Origin of the sequence: Kitasatospora sp. NPDC094019 (assembly GCF_044764505.1) — a bacterium.
In the GTDB taxonomy this organism is placed as follows: Bacteria; Actinomycetota; Actinomycetes; order Streptomycetales; family Streptomycetaceae; genus Kitasatospora.
The window spans coordinates 322,994-340,962 of the sequence record NZ_JBIWIF010000006.1 but is presented as its reverse complement, the minus strand read 5'-3'; the positions used below and the strand labels follow the sequence as shown (position 1 = coordinate 340,962).

Below are 17,969 nucleotides of genomic sequence, written 5' to 3'. Positions count from 1 at the left end.
TCTGATCTCCGGTCGATGACAGGATCCACGCCGATCTCCTTCCTTCAGTCCGACCCCAACCCGGACTGCCCCCACTCACGAAGGATTCGGCGTGCTCCTGCGCACCAGACTCTCCATGCTCGCAGCCGGCGTCGTCGCCTGTTGCGCCACGGCCACCGCCGTGCTGCCGACCCAGGCGTTCGCGGCGCCCCCCGCCGCCAGCGCAGGCCCGGCCCCGGCCACGACCTCGGCCGGTCCGGCCGGCCTCACCGCCCCGACCGTGACGACGGGGTCCGAGGACCTCGCCGAGCCCGCCCCGGCGCTGCCCCCGGCGCTGATCGGCGCGACCCGCCTGACCGATCCGGTCGCGGCGGGCGGCCCCAGCGCGTTCAAGTCCCTCGCCGCGCAGAGCTGCACCCCGGCGGACTTCGCGGCCCGCACCGGGGCCGACCTGGTCGCGTTCGTCAAGAACTCGACCGTGGACTGCGTCAAGTCGCTGTACAGCAGCGGCGGTGCCGATCCCGGCATCTTCCAGCAGTCCCGGATGCTGGCCGTCGCGGCCGCCCTCAAGGACCTCGCGGCCGGCTACGGCGGCGACAACTCGACCGGCATCACCCAGCTGGTCAAGTACCTGCAGGTCGGCTACTACATCCAGTTCTACTACCCGGCCCAGGCCGGGCCGTACACCGGAGAGCTCACCACCGCCGTCACCTCCGCCCTCGACACGCTCTTCGCCGGCACCCGCTGGCGCGACGTCAGCGACAACAACGGGAGCCTCCTCAAGGAGGTGGTGTGGCTGACCGACAGCGCCAACGTCCAGGCCCGGTACATCGGTGCCTACAAGCGGATCCTGGACGAGTACAACAACACCTACAACGCGTTCCCGCAGATGATCAGCGCGGTCAACTCGGTGCTGTACTACCCGCTCTGGGGCGGCTACCGGAACCAGGACTTCGTCCGGGCGCTCGCGGCCGATCCGGGCCTCGTCACCTCGCTCGCCGACTTCGCGATCAAGCACCGCGACCTGCTCAGCGGTCCCAACGCGGTGCTCGACACCAACGCGGGCAACGACCTGGCCCGGTTCGCCGGAACCGGCCCCGCCGCCGAGGCCGTGGCCAAGCCGCTGGTCAAGAAGGTGCTGGACTCCGCGCCGCTGCTCACGCCCTTCGGGTCGCTGTACGTGTACACCGCCGTCCAGGCCGCCTGGTACAACGGCGGCCAGTGCTCGTACTACGGCATCTGCAACCTGCCGGCCAAGCTCGCCTCGGTGGTCCTGCCGAACCAACTGGTCTGCGACAACCGCACCCTCCAGGCCCAGGCCCTGTCGGCCGCCGAACTCCAGGCGGCCTGCACCAGCCTGCGCGGCGAGGACGCCTTCTTCCACGACGTGGTCAAGGACAACGGCCCGATCCCGAACCAGTACGCCAAGACCGTCACCCAGGGGATCTTCGCCAACAAGGCCGACTACACGACCTACTCGTGGGCGATCTACGGCAACTCGACCGACAACGGCGGCCAGACCGTCATGGACCCGACCGACCCCAACGGCCGGGCCGTGAACGTGATGTACCAGAAGGCGTGGAACACCAAGGACACCGCCCGGGTGTGGAACCTCAACCACGAGTACACCCACTACCTCGACGGCATCTACGACATGAAGGGCAACTTCTCCACCCAGACCTCCGTCCCGGACATCTGGTGGGTGGAGGGCATCGCCGAGTACATGTCGTACAGCTACCGCGCCACCACCGACACCGACGCGACGACGCAGGCCGGCCTGCACACCTACAAGCTCAGCACCGTCTTCCAGAACACCTACGCCAACTCGGACTCGACCCGGGTCTACCCGTGGGGCTACCTGGCCGTCCGCTACATGCTGGAGAAGCACCCGGCCGACGTGCAGGCCATGCTGGCGCGGTTCCGCGTCGGTGACTACACCGGCGGCTACGCGGTCTACAACAACCTCGGCACCTCCTACGACGCCGACTTCGACGCCTGGCTCACCGCCTGCGCCGCCGGCGCCTGCTACGCGGCCGGCCCGACCGCGCTGTTCGACACCACGGTGAACGGCGCCACCGTCAGCACGAGCGAGCGGTCCGTGCAGACCGGCCCCGGCCGGATCACCGCCTGGCACTGGACCTTCGGCGACGGCACCACCTCGGACGAGCGCACCCCGAGCCACACCTACGCGGTGGCCGGCTCCTACACCGTCGCCCTCACCGCGACCGACGACACCGGCCGGACCGCCGTCACCCCGACCACGGTCACCGTGACCGCCCCGGCGACCTCCCTGCCGACCTGCGCCGAGCAGCGCAACGACGCGATGGGCGCGAACTGCTCCCGCACCGGCCGCGCCGCGACCGCCGGTAACTCCGACTACATGTACATCTACCTGCCGGCCGGCACCAGCACGCTGAAGGTCTCCACCGTCGGCGGCACCGGTACCGCGTACCTCTACTACAACGCGGACACCTGGGCGTCGCCGACGGCCTGGACCGCCGCCTCGACGGCCGCCGGGGCGACCCAGTCCGTCACCGTCACCAACCCGACGGCCGGCTACCGCTACCTCAGCCTGTACGCCGTCACCGACTTCAGCGGCGTCACGGTCACCACCCAGTTCTGACACCGTCCCGGATCCACCACCCACCTCGGATCCACCGCCCGGCCGGGATCTCCCGGCCGGGCGTTCCGCGTCCGCGTCCGGGGCGACCGGCCGACGGGTTATGGGGAACAGGTGACGGGGAACGGGGAACGGGCCGGAAACCCCTGTGCGCGGCGGGACTCCTGCGCGAGACTGGCCGGATGGCGATGAACACGGTGGCGGCGCTCGCCCACGGGGCGGAACTGCTCGGCTCGGAGCGGTCGGCCGACCGGGCGGCGGGATGCGACCTGCTGGGCGAGGCGGCCGACCGCGACCCGGCGGTCGCGGCCGGGGCGGCCGCCGCGCTGCTCGGGCTCGCGGACCGGGAGCGGGACGACCACGTCCTGACCCGGCTGGCCCGGGCCCTCGGCCGGACCGGCGACGAACGGGCCGTTCCCGTCCTGGTCGCCCTGGCCGGTCACCCCGATCCGGAGGTGCGCGAGCAGGTGGCCGGCGCCCTCCCCCTCGACGGGGTCGCCACCGGCCCGGCGGACACCCCCGGCGTCCGCGCGCTCATCGCCCTGACCCGGGACGCGGATCCGGAGGTCCGCGACCGGGCGACCTTCGGGCTCGGGTTCCAGTGCGAGGCCGACGGCCCACAGGTGCGGTCGGCACTCTGGGAGCGGACCGGCGACGAGCACCCGGAGACCCGGGAGGAGGGCATCCGGGGGCTGGCCCGCCGCCGCGACCCGCGCGCCGTGCCGCTCATGTGCGAGCTGCTGGCGGATCCGGAGGGCGCGGCCGTGCTCACCTTCCGGGCGGCGGAGATCCTCGGCGCGCCCGAACTCCTGCCGCTGCTGGCCGACTACGACCAGGAGGACCACGGTGTGGCCGAGGCCGTCGACGCCTGCGACCCGGACACCCGGGCCCGACTGGCGGACGGGGCCTGGGTGCTGCTGTCCGCGCTGGAGCGGCAGCGGCCCGACCTGGAAGCCTCGCTCCGGGCGACCCGCTGCGAACCGGGCCTGGGCCTCGCCCTGGACGGCGCCGCCGCCACCGCGGACTACGACATCGGCGCGCTGCTGGCCCGGGCCGGCGGCGACCCGGCCCGGGCGGCCGCCCTGGTCGGCTCCGACCATCCGCCGGCCGCAGATCGCGGCACCGGGCCGTGATCGGCGACAGCAAGAGCAGCGGGAACGGCGACGGCGACGGGAACGTGAACGTGAACGACTGGAAGTCCGACCGGATCGGCAGCGCGCTGCGGGGGGAGAACCCCACCGTCCTCCGGCGGCTGGCGTCCGGGTTCGCGGTGATCGGGGACGTGCAGTTCCTGCCCGGGTACGCGGTCCTGCTGACCGACGAGCCGGGCGCGCAGCGGCTCTCCGACCTGCCCCGACCCCGTCGGCTCGCCTACCTGGAGGACCTCGACCGGCTCGGCGAGGCCGTCGAACGGGCCTGCCGCGCGGCCGATCCCGCCTTCCGGCGGGTCAACCTGGAGATCCTCGGCAACACCGACCCGTTCCTGCACGCCCATGTCTGGCCCCGCTACGAGTGGGAGCCCGCCGACCTCGTCCGGCTGCCGGTCTGGCTCTACCCGCGCGACCGCTGGACCGACCCGGCGCACGCGCTCGCCCCCGTCCACGACCCGATCCGCGCGGCCGTCGGCGCGGAGTTGGATGCGCTCCGGTAAAGGCCAGTGGTGCAGACCACTCGTTCTCGTGAATCCGCTGCCCAGGGGCGGTACGCGGAGCCGACTCGCCTCTACGCTGCGGTACATGGACATCGTCATCCCGCTTTTCGACGACTTCGAGCCGCTCGACGCGATCGGCCCGTACCAGATCCTCGGGTACCTTCCGGGGGCCACCGTGCGGTTCGTGTCGGCCGGCGGGCACGGCGTGGTGGCCGACAGCATCGGCGGACTGCGGCCGGAGGTGCCCACCCGGTACTCGGACGTCGAATCCTGTGACGTTCTGGTCGTGCCCGGCGGGCACGGCACCCGGCCGCTGATGACGGACGAGGCGTTCCTCGACTGGCTGCGCCGGACGCACGCGACCACCCGGTACACCGCCTCGGTCTGCACCGGGGCGCTGCTGCTCGGGGCCGCCGGCCTGCTCGACGGTCTGGCGGCCACCACCCACTGGGCGGCCGCCGGCGAACTCGCCGCCCACGGTGCCACCTACACCCCCGAGCGGGTGGTGCGGCAGGGGCGGATCCTGATGGCGGCCGGCATCTCCGCCGGCATCGACATGGCCCTGCACCTCGCCGCGCTGCTCACCGACGAGACCACCGCCCGGGCGATCCAACTGCACGCCGAGTACGACCCGGTGCCGCCCTTCGACAGCGGTTCCTGGGCGAAGGCGGCGCCGGACGTCCGGGAGCGGATCAAGCGGCTCGGCCGGCGACCGGAGTCACCGTCCGCCGACCGTGCGGGAGTTCAGAGCGCGCGGCGGTAGGCCATGACGGTCTCGCCGTCGACGCGCCGCTCGCCCACCTCGGTGAATCCGGTGCGGGCGAGCAGGGCGCGGGAAGCCTCGTTGTTCAGGGCGCTCACAGCGGTGAGCCCGCTCAACCCGTAGGAGCCGGCGGCCAGTCGGCAGACCTCCTCGACGGCAGCCCGGCCCAGCCCCTGCTGGGAGTCGGCCTCGGCGATCCGGTAGCCGATCTCGGCGCTGCCGCCGGCGATGTCCACCAGGTTCACCCGGCCGACGATCCTGCCCCAGCCGTTGACGAGGACGTGGAAGTGGCAGCGGCCGTCGGCCTGTTCGGCGAGCAGGGCCCGGTGCCGCTCGGCGAAGCCGTCGGGGGTGAAGTACTCGTCCCCGCGGTCGGGCACCGAGTAGCGGAAGAAGTCCCGGTTCTCCTGCTCGAACGCGAGGACGGCGCCCGCGTGTTCGGCCGTCAGGCGTTCCAGCGAGGGCTCGGGGGCGAGTCGCGGGGCCTCCGGGTGGTAGACGCGCTGCCGCTCGGTCGTCGTGTGCCCGATCTCGTGGCCGATGTTCCAGAGCACATCGCCCGACCGGACCAGGGCTCCCGTGGCCCGGCCGTATCCCTTGATGACGCCGCCGCGGCCGTCCGGGTCGGGGAAGGTGTGCGGGCGGCCGGCGCCGAGCTCGACCGAGTGGGCCGAGATCCGGCCGAGGATCTGCGAGCCGCTGCCGAGCAGGCTGTCGCCGGTGACCTCGACGCCGTCCATGAGCCGGACCTCGTCACCGATGTCGATGCTCTCGTGCGCCCCGGCGACGATCCGGGTGCCGCCGTCGCCGATCAGCGAGCGGGCGCCGACGGTGATGCTGCCCCCGTCGGTGGCGCTGATCCGGGTGCCGCCGTACAGCACGTTGCCGGGGCCGATCGCGCAGCGGCTCCGCTCGTCGCACTCGACGACGACACCGGGGTGGAGCACGTTGTCCGGCCCGATCTTGACCCGCCGGGAGACGATCACCGAGAACGGATCGAGCACCGTGACGCCGTGTTCGGCGAGGTCGAGCAGTTCGGCGGGGGTGAGCAGCCCGCGGTCGCGACGCAGCCGGTCGAGGCGCGCGTGCACGGATTCGTCCGGAGTGGTCATGCGAGCATGTTCACGATCTTCGGTCGGCTTGTCCAGCACGGCCACCGGAGCCCGCGGCCGCCGACCCCGGACCCGCCCCCGAGCGTCCCGAAGGAGCCCCGATGATCGGCCGGTTGCAGTGCCTCGTGCTCGACTGCCCCGACCCGGCCGCGCTGGCCCGGTTCTACGCCGGGCTGCTCGGCGGCGAGGTGGACCGCCCGGACCCGCGCTGGTCGCTGGACGAGGACTGGTCCACCCTGCACACCCCCGACGGCCGGGTGCTCTGCTTCCAGCGGGTCGCCGGGTACCGCCCGCCCCGCTGGCCGGACCCGGAGCACCCGCAGCAGGCCCATCTGGACGTCGACGTGCCGGACCTCGCCACCGCCGACCCCGCCGTCCGGGCCCTCGGGGCGACCCTGCTCCGGGACGCCGGCGGGTGGCTGGTCTACGCCGACCCGGTCGGCCACCCGCTGTGCCTGCTCCCGGAACGCCGCTGAGACCCGCGCGGGCCGCGGCGGGCCGGGAAGGGGCGGGCCGGCCCCGTGCCCGGCCCGCCCGGTCTCAGGAGATCCGGCGGACCCGGCGGACGGCGAGGGTGACCAGCAGGACGGTCAGGGCGAGGAAGATCCCGGTCTCGATGGCCTGGAAGGTCCAGAAGCGGTCGGCCGGCTGGTACTCCTGCCAGTTGGTGTGCGGGCCGGGGCCGTAGTCCTGGGCGACGCGGGCCAGGCAGCCGGAGCTGTCGCTTCCGTCGGGACCGGTGGCGCAGCCGATCCGGCCGTCCGGGAGGACGAGGGCGCCGGTGCCGTTGCGGACGCCCTCCCGGTAGATCCAGGAGCCGGCGAAGCGGTTGGCCATCAGCGGGCTGTCGATCGCGTAGGTGAGCGTTCTCGCGGGCAGGAAGTGCGGGCGGGCGAACAGCTCGACCAGGGCCCGGACGGCTATGAACGCGGTGAGCGAGAGGCCCATCGCGGGCAGCACCCGGCGGGCCACGGTGCCGGCGAGGATGCCGAGCGCGACCGCGAACAGCGTGTACCCGATCGGCGCGGTGCCCTGGACGTCGAACACCAGGTAGCGGAAGCGGCCGAGACCGTTGTCGGCGAGCGGCTCCAGCCACCAGGCGGCGCCGAGCGCGTAGCCGACGGACAGGACCAGCGCGACCGCGCCGACCAGGCCGAACTTGGTGAGGATCCAGCGCCGGCGGCTGACGCCCTGGGTCCAGACCAGCCGGTGGGTGCCGTTCTCGACCTCCCGGGCGACCAGCGGGGCGCCGAGGAAGATGCCGGCGAGGAGCGGCAGCAGGACCAGCAGGACGGCCAGGTAGGCGGTCGCGTCGTACTTGTTCCGGAAGCGTTCGCTCAGTGCCTCGCAGCCGCCGTTGTCGACGAGTTCGGCGTGGCCGAGCGCGCGCAGGCAGGCGCCGAGGCCGGAGTCCTGGAACGTGGAGCGCATGGCCAGGCCGGTCGGGACCAGGACGGCGGCGAGCGCGAGGATCGCCGCGGCCGTCCACAGGGCCTGCTTGCGGTGCTGGCGCCAGGTCAGCCAGATCACGCGGCCACCTCCGTGGCGACGGCGGCGCCCGCGGAGGCGCCGAGGTGGGCGAGGACGAGGTCCTCCAGGGTGACCTCGTGCACGGTCCAGACGCTCTCGTCGACCGGTCCTTCGGTGCGGACGAGCAGGGTGGACTGCCGTTCGGTGTGGCTGGCCCGGATCACCGCGGCCACCCCGGGGACGGCGGTGCCGTCGGGGGTCCTGGGGCCGGTCAGCCGGCAGTGCGAGGCGAGCAGTTCGTCGACCGGGGCGGAGAGCCGGACCTGCGAGGTGTGCAGCAGGACCAGCTGGTCGCAGACCCGTTCCAGGTCGTTCAGCAGATGGGAGGAGAGCAGAACGGTGGTGCCGTACTCGCCCACGGCGCCCATCAGGGTCTGCATGAACTCGTGCCGGGCGAGCGGGTCGAGCGCCGCCACCGGCTCGTCGAGCAGGAGCAACCGGGGCCGCTTGGCCAGGGCCAGCGCGAGGGCCACCTGGGCGCGCTGGCCGCCGGAGAGACGGCCGACGCGTTTGTCCAGCGGCAGGCCGAGCCGGGTGAGCCGGTCGCGGGCGATCGTGTCGTCCCAGCCGCGGGGGTTGAGCCGCCGGCCCATGGTGATCAGCTCGGCGGCGGTGAAGTCGGGGTAGAGCGGGGTGTCCTGGGCGACGAACCCGAGGTCGGCCCGGGCGTCGGGGTCGTGGCGCGGGTCCCGCCCGAAGACGCGGACCTGCCCGCGGTCGGGCCGGAGCAGGCCGACGGCGAGGTGGAGCAGAGTGGACTTGCCGGCGCCGTTGGGGCCGACCAGGGCGGCGATCCGCCCGGCCGGGAGCTCCAGCGAGCAGCCCTGGAGTGCCCAGGTCTGCCCGTAGCGCTTGCCCAACGCCTCGGCGTGCAGAGCTAATTCCGTCATGGTGTCTCCCCCGGGATGACGTTCAGGCGGGCGCGGCGCCGTCGGTGGGCGGCCGGTCCGGTGTGGCTCGCAGGGTGGTGTCGACGAGTGCGGTGATGTCCTCGCGGGTGAGCCCGGCGGTCTGCGCCCGGCGCAGCCAGGCCACCAACTCGGTGCGCAGCTCGGCCTGGTGGGCCAGTGCGGGTCCGGCCAGGGTGCGGACAAGGAACGTCCCCACGCCGGGCCGGCCCTCGGCGAGTCCTTCCAACTCCAGCTCCCGGTAAGCCTTGAGCACGGTGTTGGGGTTGATCGCCAGCGCCTGGGCCACGTCGCGCACCTTGGGGAGCCGGTCCCCGGGTTGCGCGAGTCCGACCCGCAGTGCCTGTTTCACCTGTAGGACCAGCTGCATGTACGTGGCCACCCGCGAGCGGCCGTCGAGCACGAACTCGATCACCAGTTGTTCTCCTGTCCTACGACAGTAAGACAGGATAGGCGTACGTCAGTCAAGTGGCGATTCCGACGCGCGAATTGACGGGTGGTGGGGGAGGGCGGCGGACCGGCGTCAGTCGAGGGTCAGGGTGTCCCCGACACCGAGGCGCCCCGGGGCGGCGACCTCGGCGAGGGCGTCGAGCCGGGCGTCGTGGGCCTGGGCGATGGCCTTGAGGATCTCGGGCGCGTGCGGCAGGCCGGGCTGGGCGACGGTGACCATCGCGCACCGCTCGCTGGAGCGGACGAAGGCGAGCCGGGCGCCCGAGCGGGCGCCGCCCCGGGCCTCCCGGCCGAACCAGGAGTCCTCGCTGAACGGCGGGGTGCCGGGCGGGGTGCGCAGCAGGATGTTCGGGCGGAAGCGGCGGACGTCGACCGCGGCGGACGGAGCGGCTCGGGCGACCCACTCCAGGGTGGCGGTGGTGAGCACGCTGACCGGGAGCTGGTCGAAGTGGGAGACGGCGTCCTCGCGGGCGAGTTCGACGTCCTCGCGCTGGAGGTAGGCGCGCAGGAAGGCGGTCGGGTCGGTGACCGGCTGTCCGAGCGGGTCGAACAGCTCTGGGCCGTCGAGCCGGTGGCCGAGTCGGGAGGAGAGGCGCAGCAGACCGTCCATCCGCCGGAAGCGGCGGGTGTTCTTGCCGGAGCCGAGCTTGCCCTGGCCGTCGCGCACGGCGTAGACGCGGTCGCCCGCGAGCCCGCGGTCGTCCACGTCGACGGAGTCGAGCCGCTCGCCGCCGGTGGATTTCACGGGGTAGCGCCAGAGCTGCTCGACGACTCCGATGATCTCTGCCATGGCCGGACAGCGTACCGCCGCGCGCCGATGATGGTCTAGACCAAGTCTCCGAGTGCGGCGAGGGGTTCACCCCAATCGGGCCACCGCCCGGACCGGGGCCCCGTCGGCCGCGACCAGCCGGAGCGGGAAGAGCGACACCTCGACCGCCCGTCCCGCCTCCTGCGCCGCCAGCAGCGGCCGCAGATCGGTCAGGTTCTCCGCGATCACCCCGCCGCCCGGCGCCCCGAGCAGCACCCGGTGGGCCGCCAGCGTGGGTTCCTCGGCGGCCGGCTGGTCGTGCTCGTCGGTGAGGTCGGCGAGCAGCGCCGCCACCGCCGGATCGCCCGGGCCCGGATCCGGGGTGGGGTCGACGCTCAGCGCGTCCACCCCGACCGTGCGGACCCCGGCCGCCACGATCGCCTCGGCGGCCCGGGCGGTCAGGGACGGGTGGGCCAGATAGGCGTCGGTGCCCCAGTGCCGCGCCCATCCGGTGGCGAGCAGCAGGACGGTGCCCTCGCCGACCCGCTCCAGGGCGGGCGCGAGCTGTTCGGCGGTGACCTCGGCGCGCGGGTCCAGACCGCGCAGGTCGGCCACCACGGCCGGGCCGGTGAACCGCTCCAGCGGCAGGCCGTCCAGCGTCGGCCAGGTGACGTCGACGTGGTACGGCGCGTCGACATGGGTGCCGGACTGCGAGCCGAGGTGCACGGCGAGCACGTTCACCCCGGCGGTGGCGGTGGTGAGGGCGGGCTCCAGGACGACGGCCGGATCGCCGGGGTAGACCGGCATCGCGGTGGTCACCTGGTGGGTCAGGTCGACGAGGGTCGGGGCCATGCCGCCATCCTCCCAGGGCGGGCCGGGGCGGGGTGGGGATAGAAAGGAAGCACTATGGAAAAGCCTGAGCAGCCCGTGCGCCGCCCCTGGATCGTCGGGGTCTCCGGCGCGTCCGGCACCCCGTACGCCGCGTCCGTGATCCGCGCCCTCCTCGCCGCCGGCGAGTCCGTCGACCTGGTGGTCAGCCGGGCCGCCCGGCTGACGATCCTCGACGAGACCGGCATCGCCTTCCGGGACGCCCACTGGCGCGCCGATCTGGCCGAGTGGCTGGGCGCCGCGGCCGACGGCCTGGACGACGTCCGGTACTGGCCGGCGGGGGACTTCGCGGCCGGTCCGTCCAGCGGCTCTTACCCGGCGAAGGGGATGCTGGTGGTGCCCGCGACCACCGGGGCGGTGGCCGGGATCGCGCTGGGTCTCAGCAAGGACCTGCTCCAGCGCGTGGCCAGTGTCACCCTCAAGGAGCGGCGTCCGCTGGTCGTCTGCGTCCGGGAGGCGCCACTCAACGGGGTGACGTTGAAGCACTTGGTGGAGCTGGACGCGCAGGGCGCGGTGGTGCTGCCCGCCTCGCCCGGGTTCTACGCCGGCGGCTCCACCGTCCGCGAGCTGGTCGACTTCGTCGCCGGACGGGTCCTGGACGCCGTCGGCGTGTCCCACACGCTGTACCGGCGCTGGGAGGGGGAGCTGGGCGGGGCGGCGCGCGCGGCGGAGCGACCGGCCTGAGGGGGAGTGAGGAGCCGTGGGACGGGAGAGTATGTTCTCTGCGATATCCGGGTTGGTGCGAGCATGGCGCCTTTGAATCCGGATAATGATCTGTGGGTCTGGTGAGGTTCGGAAGGACGCGGACGGTATATGGACACGGTGGACAGACAGCTCATCCAGGCGCTCCGGGAGAACGGCCGCGCGTCCTACGCCGAGCTGGGCCGGCTGGTGGGCCTCTCCGGCCCCAGCGTCACGGACCGGATCAACCGGCTCGAGCAGGCCGGTGTCATCACCGGCTACCGCGCGACGGTCAACCCGGCCTCGCTCGGCTTCGGCGTGACGGCCCTGATCGGCCTCCAGCTGACCGACGCGGCGGACCACGAGGACGTCGCGTTCCGGCTGAAGGACCTGGGCGAGGTCGAGGACTGCTGGTTCATCGCCGGCGACGACTCGTACATGCTCAAGGTCCGGGTGCCCGACGTGGAGGGCCTGGAGTCGGTGGTGAAGCGGATCTCGGGCACGAAGGGTGTGGCTCGCACCCGCACCACCGTCGTACTCTCCACCAAGTGGGAGAGCCGGGTCAGCGAGCTGCCGCTCGTCGAGAGCGAATAGCGTCGACGGCGGACAGGCCCGCCGGTTCCGACAGCACGGACGAACACGCACGGACGAACACGCACGGGGGAGTGGCGGACATGGCACTGGTCGGTCTGGAGGAGCTGCGGGCGGCTCGGCAGCGCATCGCGGGAGTCGCCGTGCGCACCCCGCTGGTCCCCGCCCCGTGGGCGGCGGACGGCGGGCGCCGGCTCTGGCTGAAGCCCGAGAACCTCCAGCCGACCGGGGCGTTCAAGACCCGGGGCGCGTACAACCGGCTCGCCGCGCTGAGCGAGGACGAGCGCGCCCGCGGCGTGGTCGCCCAGTCCAGCGGCAACCACGCGCAGGCGGTGGCGTACGCCGCCCAGCTGCTCGGGATCAAGGCCGTGATCGTGATGCCGGACACCTCGCCGGCGGTCAAGATCGAGGCCACCCGGTCGTTCGGCGCCGAGGTGCTGGTGGTGTCGCCGGAGGAGCGGGACGTGGTGCCCGGCGAACTGGCCGAGCGGCACGGCTATGTCTGGGTGCCCCCGTACGACGATCCGTTCATCATCGCGGGCCAGGGCACGGTCGGCCTGGAGATCGCCGACGACGCCCCGGCCGAGCTGGACACCGTGCTCGTCCCGGTCAGCGGCGGCGGGCTGATCGGCGGCACCGCGGCCGCGCTCAAGCTCACCCGCCCCGAGGTGCGGGTGATCGGCGTCGAACCCGAACTCGCCGCCGACGCCCGGGCGAGCCTGCGGGCCGGCGAGCGGATCACCTGGCCGGTCGCCGACACCTACCGGACCATCGCCGACGGACTGCGCACCCCCTCGGTGGGCGTGCTGCCGTACGAGCACATCACCACCTACGTGGACGACATCGTCACCGTCACCGAGGACGAGATCCGCTCCACGGTGGCGCTGCTGGCCCGGCGCGGGCGGATCGTCGCCGAGCCGTCCGGCGCGGTCGCCCCGGCCGCGTACTTCCACCGGGCCGCCGAGACCGGCGGCCGGGCCGTCGCGGCGGTCGTGAGCGGCGGCAACATCGAGCCCGCGCTGCTCGCCGAGCTGCTGGCCGGCTGACCCGCCCGGGGGCGGCTGCCCGCGAGTCGACGCCGGTGGGGGCGTACGCTCGTTCCGGCAACGATTCGAAGTCGGAGGAGGCGGGGCACCGCATGGACGCAGGGCTCAAGCGCGAGCTGGAGGCGAAGGTCTACGCGGGGGAGCGGCTGACCCGGGAGGACGGGATCGCGCTCTACGAGAGCGACGACCTGGCCTGGCTGGGCGGGCTCGCCCACCACGTGCGGACGGTGAAGAACGGCGATGTCGTCCACTTCAACGTCAACCGCCACCTCAACATGACCAACGTGTGCAGCGCGTCGTGCGCGTACTGCTCGTTCCAGCGCAAGCCGGGCGAGAAGGATGCGTACACGATGCGGATCGAGGAGGCCGTTCGCCTCGCCAAGGCGATGGAGGTCGACTCCCTCACCGAGCTGCACATCGTGAACGGCCTCCACCCCACCCTGCCGTGGCGCTACTACCCGCGCTCGCTGCGGGAGCTGAAGGCCGCGCTGCCGAACGTCTCGCTGAAGGCTTTCACCGCCACCGAGATCCACTGGTTCGAGCGGATCAGCGGCCTGCCCGCCGACGAGATCCTCGACGAGCTGATCGACGCCGGTCTGGAGTCGCTGACCGGCGGCGGCGCGGAGATCTTCGACTGGGAGGTCCGCCAGCACATCGTCGACCACGACACCCACTGGGAGGACTGGTCGCGGATCCACCGGCTCGCCCACAGCAAGGGCCTCAGGACCCCGGCCACCATGCTGTACGGCCACATCGAGGAGCCCCGCCACCGGGTGGACCACGTGCTGCGGCTGCGTGAGCTCCAGGACGAGACCGGCGGCTTCCAGGTCTTCATCCCGCTGCGCTACCAGCACGACTTCCACGACTCCAAGGACGGCGTCGTGCGCAACAAGCTGATGGCGCGCACCGAGATGGCCACCGGCGCCGAGGCGCTGAAGACCTTCGCGGTCTCCCGGCTGCTCTTCGACAACGTGCCGCACGTCAAGGTCTTCTGGGTGATGCACGGCGTCACCACCGCCCAGCTGGCGCTCAGCCACGGCGCGGACGACATGGACGGCTCGGTGGTCGAGTACAAGATCACCCACGACGCGGACAACTTCGGCACCCCGAACAAGCTGGGCCGCGAGGACCTGCTCGGCCTGATCCGGGACGCCGGTTTCCGCCCGGTCGAGCGCAACACCCGCTACGAGATCATCCGCGAGTACGACGGTCCCGACCTGGCCCGCCGGGAGACCCCGCAGGCGATGCGCCTCTGACGCGTGCCGCGCCGCCCGGGCCCCCGCGGCCCGGGCGGCGCGCCGTCTTCACCGGGCCCGCACAGCCCCCGGGTTTCCCAACCCGGCCTCCGTTTGGCAGGATCGGCCACATGTCCGGTCACCGTCGCACCTCCCCGTACCCGTCGTACGAGCCGGTGCACGAGGCGCCGCAGCCGTCGTACGGCGAGTACCAGCAGGAATACGGCACCGTCCACGAGGGTCAGGACCCCGGGTACGGCTACCGGAGCCTCGCCGACCACGACGTGTACGACCGGCCCTTCCAGGCGTACGCCGCCGAGCCGGTCCTCCCGGTGGACCAGCAGTCGGGCCACCAGCAGTCGGTGTACCAGCGGTCGGGACATCCACAGTCGGGGTACCAGCAGTCGGTGTACCGGACCGCCCCGCAGGACGGGTACGGGTACCCGGGCGCCGGGCAGTCCTCGGACCAGCCCCTGTACGAGCCCTCCCGCCAGGCCCCGGGCCGGCACGGGTACGAGGACCAGTACCGGCCGGAGCCGCAGGACCAGGCGCCGCCGGCCCCGCTGCCGCAGCAGCGGAGCGCCGACACCGCCACCGCGGCCTCCGCCCCCGGATCCCGGACGGCCGCCCGGGGCCACCGCCGCAAGCCCCGGAAGAAGCGCACCGGCCGCGCCGTCACCGCCGGCACCGCCCTGCTGCTGGCCGCCGCCGCGGGCTGGTACACCGTCGGCGAGGACGCCGCCAAGCCGGGTGTGACCAGCGCCGACGGCCCCGGCGCCGAGGGCTTCGCCCCCGGCCGCGCCGCGCAGCCGGCGGCCGACCAGCCCTCGCCGACCGCGGACCCGGCCGCCCGGGCCGCCGATGCCCGGCAGACCGAGACCCCCGCCGCCGACCGCAGCGAGCGCACCGACGGCTCAGTGGCCGCGATCCCGGGCCTCGGCGCCGCCTTCGCCGGCCGGATACCCGCCGGCACCAACCAGGTGGTGCTGGCCACCGGCGAGGGCAAGGACACCAACCGGAGCGCCGTCACGCTGTGGACCCGCACCGGCGAGGGCCGCTGGCTGGCCGGCGAGACCTGGCAGGGCCACAACGCCTTCAAGGGCTGGACCACCGACCACAACGAGGGCGACCTGCGCAGCCCGATCGGCGTCTTCTCGCTCACCGACGCCGGCGGCCGCAAGGCCGATCCGGGCAGCCGGCTCCCGTACGACCGGGACCCGAACTTCGTGGTCTCCGGCCGGGGCTTCGCCGGCGAGCAGCTGGCCGGGTCCTTCGACTACGTGATCGCGATCGACTACAACCGGGTGCCCGGCAACTCCCCGCTGGACCCCCGCCGCCCGAACGGCTCGACCAAGGGCGGCGGGATCTGGATCCACGTCGACCACGGCGGTCCGACGCACGGCTGCGTCTCGGTGCCGGAGGACAGGATGGCCGAGTTGATCCGCACCCTCGACCCCGCGGCCCACCCGGTGATCGTGATGGGGGACGCCGCCTCGCTGGCGGCCTGAGCTGCCCGGACCGGGCCGCCGTTCGTCCACGACTCTCTTTGCGGGCCCGCCCGGGACCCGCCTGCCGCAACGGTCCTTGTCGGCCTCCTACAGCATCCCGGCGCGGATCCTGTAGCCGGTCGCGCCCGACTGACCAGCGGGTAACCGGGTTGAGTGGGCAGTATGACCGGTTCGCGCATCGTGGCACTCGGCCACTACCAGCCCCCCAAGGTCCTCACCAACGACGACCTGTCGAAGCTGGTCGACACCGACGACGAGTGGATCCGCAGCCGCGTCGGCATTCGGACGCGGCACATCGCGGAGGACGAGACCGTCGTCGACCTCGCCACCGAGGCGGCCCAGAAGGCGCTGGCGAACAGTGGCCGTTCGGCCGCCGAGGTCGACCTGGTCGTGGTGGCCACCTGCACCGCGGTGGAGCGCAGCCCCAACACCGCCGCCGCCGTCGCCGCGCGGCTCGGGATCCGCTCCCCGGCCGCCTACGACATCAACACGGTCTGCTCGGGATTCTCGTACGCGCTGGCCACCGCGGACCACGCGATCCGGGCCGGGGCGGCGACCAAGGCCCTGGTGATCGGGGCGGAGCGGATGTCGGACACCCTCGACTGGACCGACCGGTCCACCTGCGTGATCTTCGGTGACGGCGCCGGGGCGGCGCTGGTCGAGGCCCAGGAGGACGGCGCCGAGCCCGGTATCGGCCCGGTGGTCTGGGGTTCGGAGCCCGAGCGGGGCGACGCCGTGGTGATCACCGGCTGGGACCCGGTGATCAGCCAGCAGGGCCAGTCGGTGTTCCGCTGGGCGACCACGCAGATCGCCCCGCTGGCCCGGCAGGCGTGCGAGCGGGCCGGGATCGACCCGTCCGAGCTCAAGGGCTTCGTGCCGCACCAGGCCAATCTGCGGATCATCGACGCGATCGCGTCCCGGCTCGGGGTCACCGACGCGGTGGTCGCCCGGGACGTGGTGGAATCCGGCAACACCTCGGCGGCCTCGGTGCCGCTGGCCTTCTCCAAGCTGGTCGAGCGCGGCGAGCTGTCGCCCGGCGACCCGGTGCTGCTGTTCGGCTTCGGCGGCGGCCTCGCCTACGCCGGCCAGGTCGTCCGCTGCCCGTGACGGCCACCGGCGCCCCGGTGGCGCCCCCGTCCGGTCCCGGACGCCTCCCGGCGGCCCCCTGGGCGGCTCCCGGCGCACCGCGGCGCCCGTGAGGCCCCCAGGGCCGTACGGGGCCCGGAACGGCCCCCGACATGCCTGTGGGCGGTCACCCCGCGCAGGGTGACCGCCCACAGGCATGTCGGGGCGCGCTGCGGACCGCCGGCGGACCTCCCCCGAGGACACGGCCGCCGTCCGTCGTACCCCGGACAGGAGGCCGGGGCGCGCGCGAAGCGGAAGAGTGGGTCGTGGCGGATCGGTCTACTTGGGCGCCTTCTTGCCGGTGACGCCCAGGTACACCAGGGGAGCGAGGTTGGGCTTGAGGTCCTTGACCTTGACGCCCCAGGAGGTGAACGCCTTCTGGTGCTCGGCCGCGGAGGCGAGCAGGGAGACCAGTGAACCGGCCACGGCGGCCGGATCCAGTGTCTTGTCGGCCTGTCCCTTCGCCTGGAGTTCCTTGACGGCTTCCGTGAGTGGCTTGGCGACCGCGTTCAGGACGGTCATGCGGATCTTGAAGAACCGCTTGTCCCCTTCGGCGGCACCGAGCGTGACCACTCGGAGAATGGCGTCGTTCTTGCGCCAGAAGGCGAGGAATCCGTCGACCAGTTCTTCCGAAGTGGTCGTGCCGGACTTCCCTGCCCAGGACTTTCCGGCCACCAGCTCTTTGAGCGTGTCGGCGTCCTTGGCCATTTCCTCGGCGATTTCGAGGACAGCGCCCTCGACATCCGGGAAGTACTGGTAGAAGGTCGCGGGGGAGGTACCCGCCATACGGGCGACGTCGATGACCTTGACGTCCCGATAGGGCGACGTGCTGAGCATCTCGCGGAGGCAGTCGAGCAGCTTCTGCCGCGTCTCCTGTCCGCGTCGCCCGGCGACGCGACCGTCGACGGTGCGAACTTGTCCTGTCATGCCGTCAGCTTACCGTGGCCCGATCTTGGCGCGATTCGGTGATGTGACAATTACTCCGCCCGGGGGTTGGTATAGGGGCTACGGGCCCTTCGGACGGATATTCATCGGCCTCCGGAGGGCGTCATGACGCCCCCCCGTGCACCGATGACGCCACAGGGTGACGACCCCTTCACTGAGGGGTTATCGAGTAACGGAGCGTGACGAAAT

At 72.9% G+C, this 17,969-nt stretch carries 18 protein-coding genes; 11 read left to right on the top strand and 7 right to left on the bottom strand.

Translation table 11 applies throughout. The features are described from left to right. Positions 1 to 91: 91 nt before the first annotated feature. The 4 genes from ACIQ9P_RS16350 to ACIQ9P_RS16335 all read left to right on the top strand — a co-directional run bounded on the left by ACIQ9P_RS16350 (position 92) and on the right by ACIQ9P_RS16335 (position 5,013). Positions 92 to 2,602, top strand: coding sequence for a collagenase (locus ACIQ9P_RS16350; protein WP_402355486.1), 2,511 nt, complete (start codon positions 92 to 94; stop codon positions 2,600 to 2,602). Positions 2,603 to 2,781: 179 nt separating this feature from the next. Then, a complete protein-coding gene (locus ACIQ9P_RS16345; protein ID WP_402355484.1) occupies positions 2,782 to 3,732 on the top strand; it encodes a HEAT repeat domain-containing protein in 951 nt (316 codons plus the stop codon). After that, on the top strand, positions 3,729 to 4,250 hold the full coding sequence (locus tag ACIQ9P_RS16340; RefSeq protein ID WP_402355482.1) for an HIT family protein: 522 nt from the start codon (positions 3,729 to 3,731) through the stop codon (positions 4,248 to 4,250). Before ACIQ9P_RS16345 ends, ACIQ9P_RS16340 begins: the two co-directional genes overlap by 4 nt. An 85-nt stretch (positions 4,251 to 4,335) precedes the next feature. Continuing rightward, on the top strand, positions 4,336 to 5,013 hold the full coding sequence (locus tag ACIQ9P_RS16335) for a DJ-1/PfpI family protein (protein ID WP_402355480.1): 678 nt from the start codon (positions 4,336 to 4,338) through the stop codon (positions 5,011 to 5,013). Here ACIQ9P_RS16335 and ACIQ9P_RS16330 read toward each other — a convergent pair. Further along, positions 4,995 to 6,125, bottom strand: coding sequence for a GNAT family N-acetyltransferase (locus ACIQ9P_RS16330; RefSeq protein WP_402355478.1), 1,131 nt, complete (start codon positions 6,123 to 6,125; stop codon positions 4,995 to 4,997). The genes ACIQ9P_RS16335 and ACIQ9P_RS16330 overlap by 19 nt on opposite strands. A gap of 101 nt (positions 6,126 to 6,226) precedes the next feature. Here ACIQ9P_RS16330 and ACIQ9P_RS16325 point away from each other — a divergent pair, with 101 nt between their 5' ends. Then, positions 6,227 to 6,601, top strand: a complete 375-nt coding sequence (locus ACIQ9P_RS16325) for a VOC family protein (RefSeq protein WP_402355476.1) — start codon at positions 6,227 to 6,229, stop codon at positions 6,599 to 6,601. Between the two features lie 64 nt (positions 6,602 to 6,665). Here ACIQ9P_RS16325 and ACIQ9P_RS16320 read toward each other — a convergent pair whose 3' ends face one another. From ACIQ9P_RS16320 to ACIQ9P_RS16300, 5 genes are all read right to left on the bottom strand, one after another. Further along, positions 6,666 to 7,655 (bottom strand): ABC transporter permease, encoded by a 990-nt coding sequence (locus ACIQ9P_RS16320; protein ID WP_402355474.1) that lies wholly within the window; start codon positions 7,653 to 7,655, stop codon positions 6,666 to 6,668. Further along, positions 7,652 to 8,545 carry an ABC transporter ATP-binding protein gene (locus tag ACIQ9P_RS16315; protein WP_402355472.1) on the bottom strand — a complete coding sequence of 298 codons (894 nt, stop codon included), beginning with the start codon at positions 8,543 to 8,545 and terminating at the stop codon, positions 7,652 to 7,654. Before ACIQ9P_RS16315 ends, ACIQ9P_RS16320 begins: the two co-directional genes overlap by 4 nt. A 22-nt stretch (positions 8,546 to 8,567) precedes the next feature. Beyond that, positions 8,568 to 8,978: a GntR family transcriptional regulator gene (locus ACIQ9P_RS16310; RefSeq protein WP_402355470.1), complete on the bottom strand. Its 411-nt coding sequence runs from the start codon at positions 8,976 to 8,978 to the stop codon at positions 8,568 to 8,570. 108 nt (positions 8,979 to 9,086) lie between these two features. Next, positions 9,087 to 9,803, bottom strand: a complete 717-nt coding sequence (locus tag ACIQ9P_RS16305; RefSeq protein WP_402355468.1) for an MOSC domain-containing protein — start codon at positions 9,801 to 9,803, stop codon at positions 9,087 to 9,089. 66 nt (positions 9,804 to 9,869) lie between these two features. Further along, positions 9,870 to 10,613, bottom strand: a complete 744-nt coding sequence (locus ACIQ9P_RS16300; RefSeq protein WP_402355466.1) for a cyclase family protein — start codon at positions 10,611 to 10,613, stop codon at positions 9,870 to 9,872. 54 nt (positions 10,614 to 10,667) lie between these two features. Here ACIQ9P_RS16300 and ACIQ9P_RS16295 point away from each other — a divergent pair, with 54 nt between their 5' ends. The 6 genes from ACIQ9P_RS16295 to ACIQ9P_RS16270 all read left to right on the top strand — a co-directional run bounded on the left by ACIQ9P_RS16295 (position 10,668) and on the right by ACIQ9P_RS16270 (position 16,817). Further along, positions 10,668 to 11,333, top strand: a complete 666-nt coding sequence (locus ACIQ9P_RS16295; RefSeq protein ID WP_402355464.1) for a UbiX family flavin prenyltransferase — start codon at positions 10,668 to 10,670, stop codon at positions 11,331 to 11,333. A 129-nt stretch (positions 11,334 to 11,462) separates the two neighbouring features. After that, positions 11,463 to 11,924 (top strand): Lrp/AsnC family transcriptional regulator, encoded by a 462-nt coding sequence (locus tag ACIQ9P_RS16290; RefSeq protein ID WP_402355462.1) that lies wholly within the window; start codon positions 11,463 to 11,465, stop codon positions 11,922 to 11,924. 80 nt (positions 11,925 to 12,004) lie between these two features. After that, on the top strand, positions 12,005 to 12,967 hold the full coding sequence (locus ACIQ9P_RS16285) for a threonine/serine dehydratase (RefSeq protein ID WP_402355460.1): 963 nt from the start codon (positions 12,005 to 12,007) through the stop codon (positions 12,965 to 12,967). A gap of 92 nt (positions 12,968 to 13,059) precedes the next feature. After that, on the top strand, positions 13,060 to 14,223 hold the full coding sequence (gene mqnE, locus ACIQ9P_RS16280; RefSeq protein WP_402355458.1) for an aminofutalosine synthase MqnE: 1,164 nt from the start codon (positions 13,060 to 13,062) through the stop codon (positions 14,221 to 14,223). 110 nt (positions 14,224 to 14,333) lie between these two features. Beyond that, positions 14,334 to 15,710, top strand: coding sequence for a L,D-transpeptidase family protein (locus ACIQ9P_RS16275; RefSeq protein WP_402355456.1), 1,377 nt, complete (start codon positions 14,334 to 14,336; stop codon positions 15,708 to 15,710). Positions 15,711 to 15,872: 162 nt separating this feature from the next. Beyond that, complete coding sequence (locus tag ACIQ9P_RS16270) at positions 15,873 to 16,817, top strand: beta-ketoacyl-ACP synthase III (protein WP_402355454.1); 945 nt, start codon at positions 15,873 to 15,875, stop codon at positions 16,815 to 16,817. Between the two features lie 297 nt (positions 16,818 to 17,114). Here the strand turns inward: ACIQ9P_RS16270 and ACIQ9P_RS16265 are convergent, their stop codons facing one another. After that, positions 17,115 to 17,762, bottom strand: a complete 648-nt coding sequence (locus ACIQ9P_RS16265) for a TetR family transcriptional regulator (RefSeq protein WP_402355452.1) — start codon at positions 17,760 to 17,762, stop codon at positions 17,115 to 17,117. Positions 17,763 to 17,969: the final 207 nt, after the last annotated feature.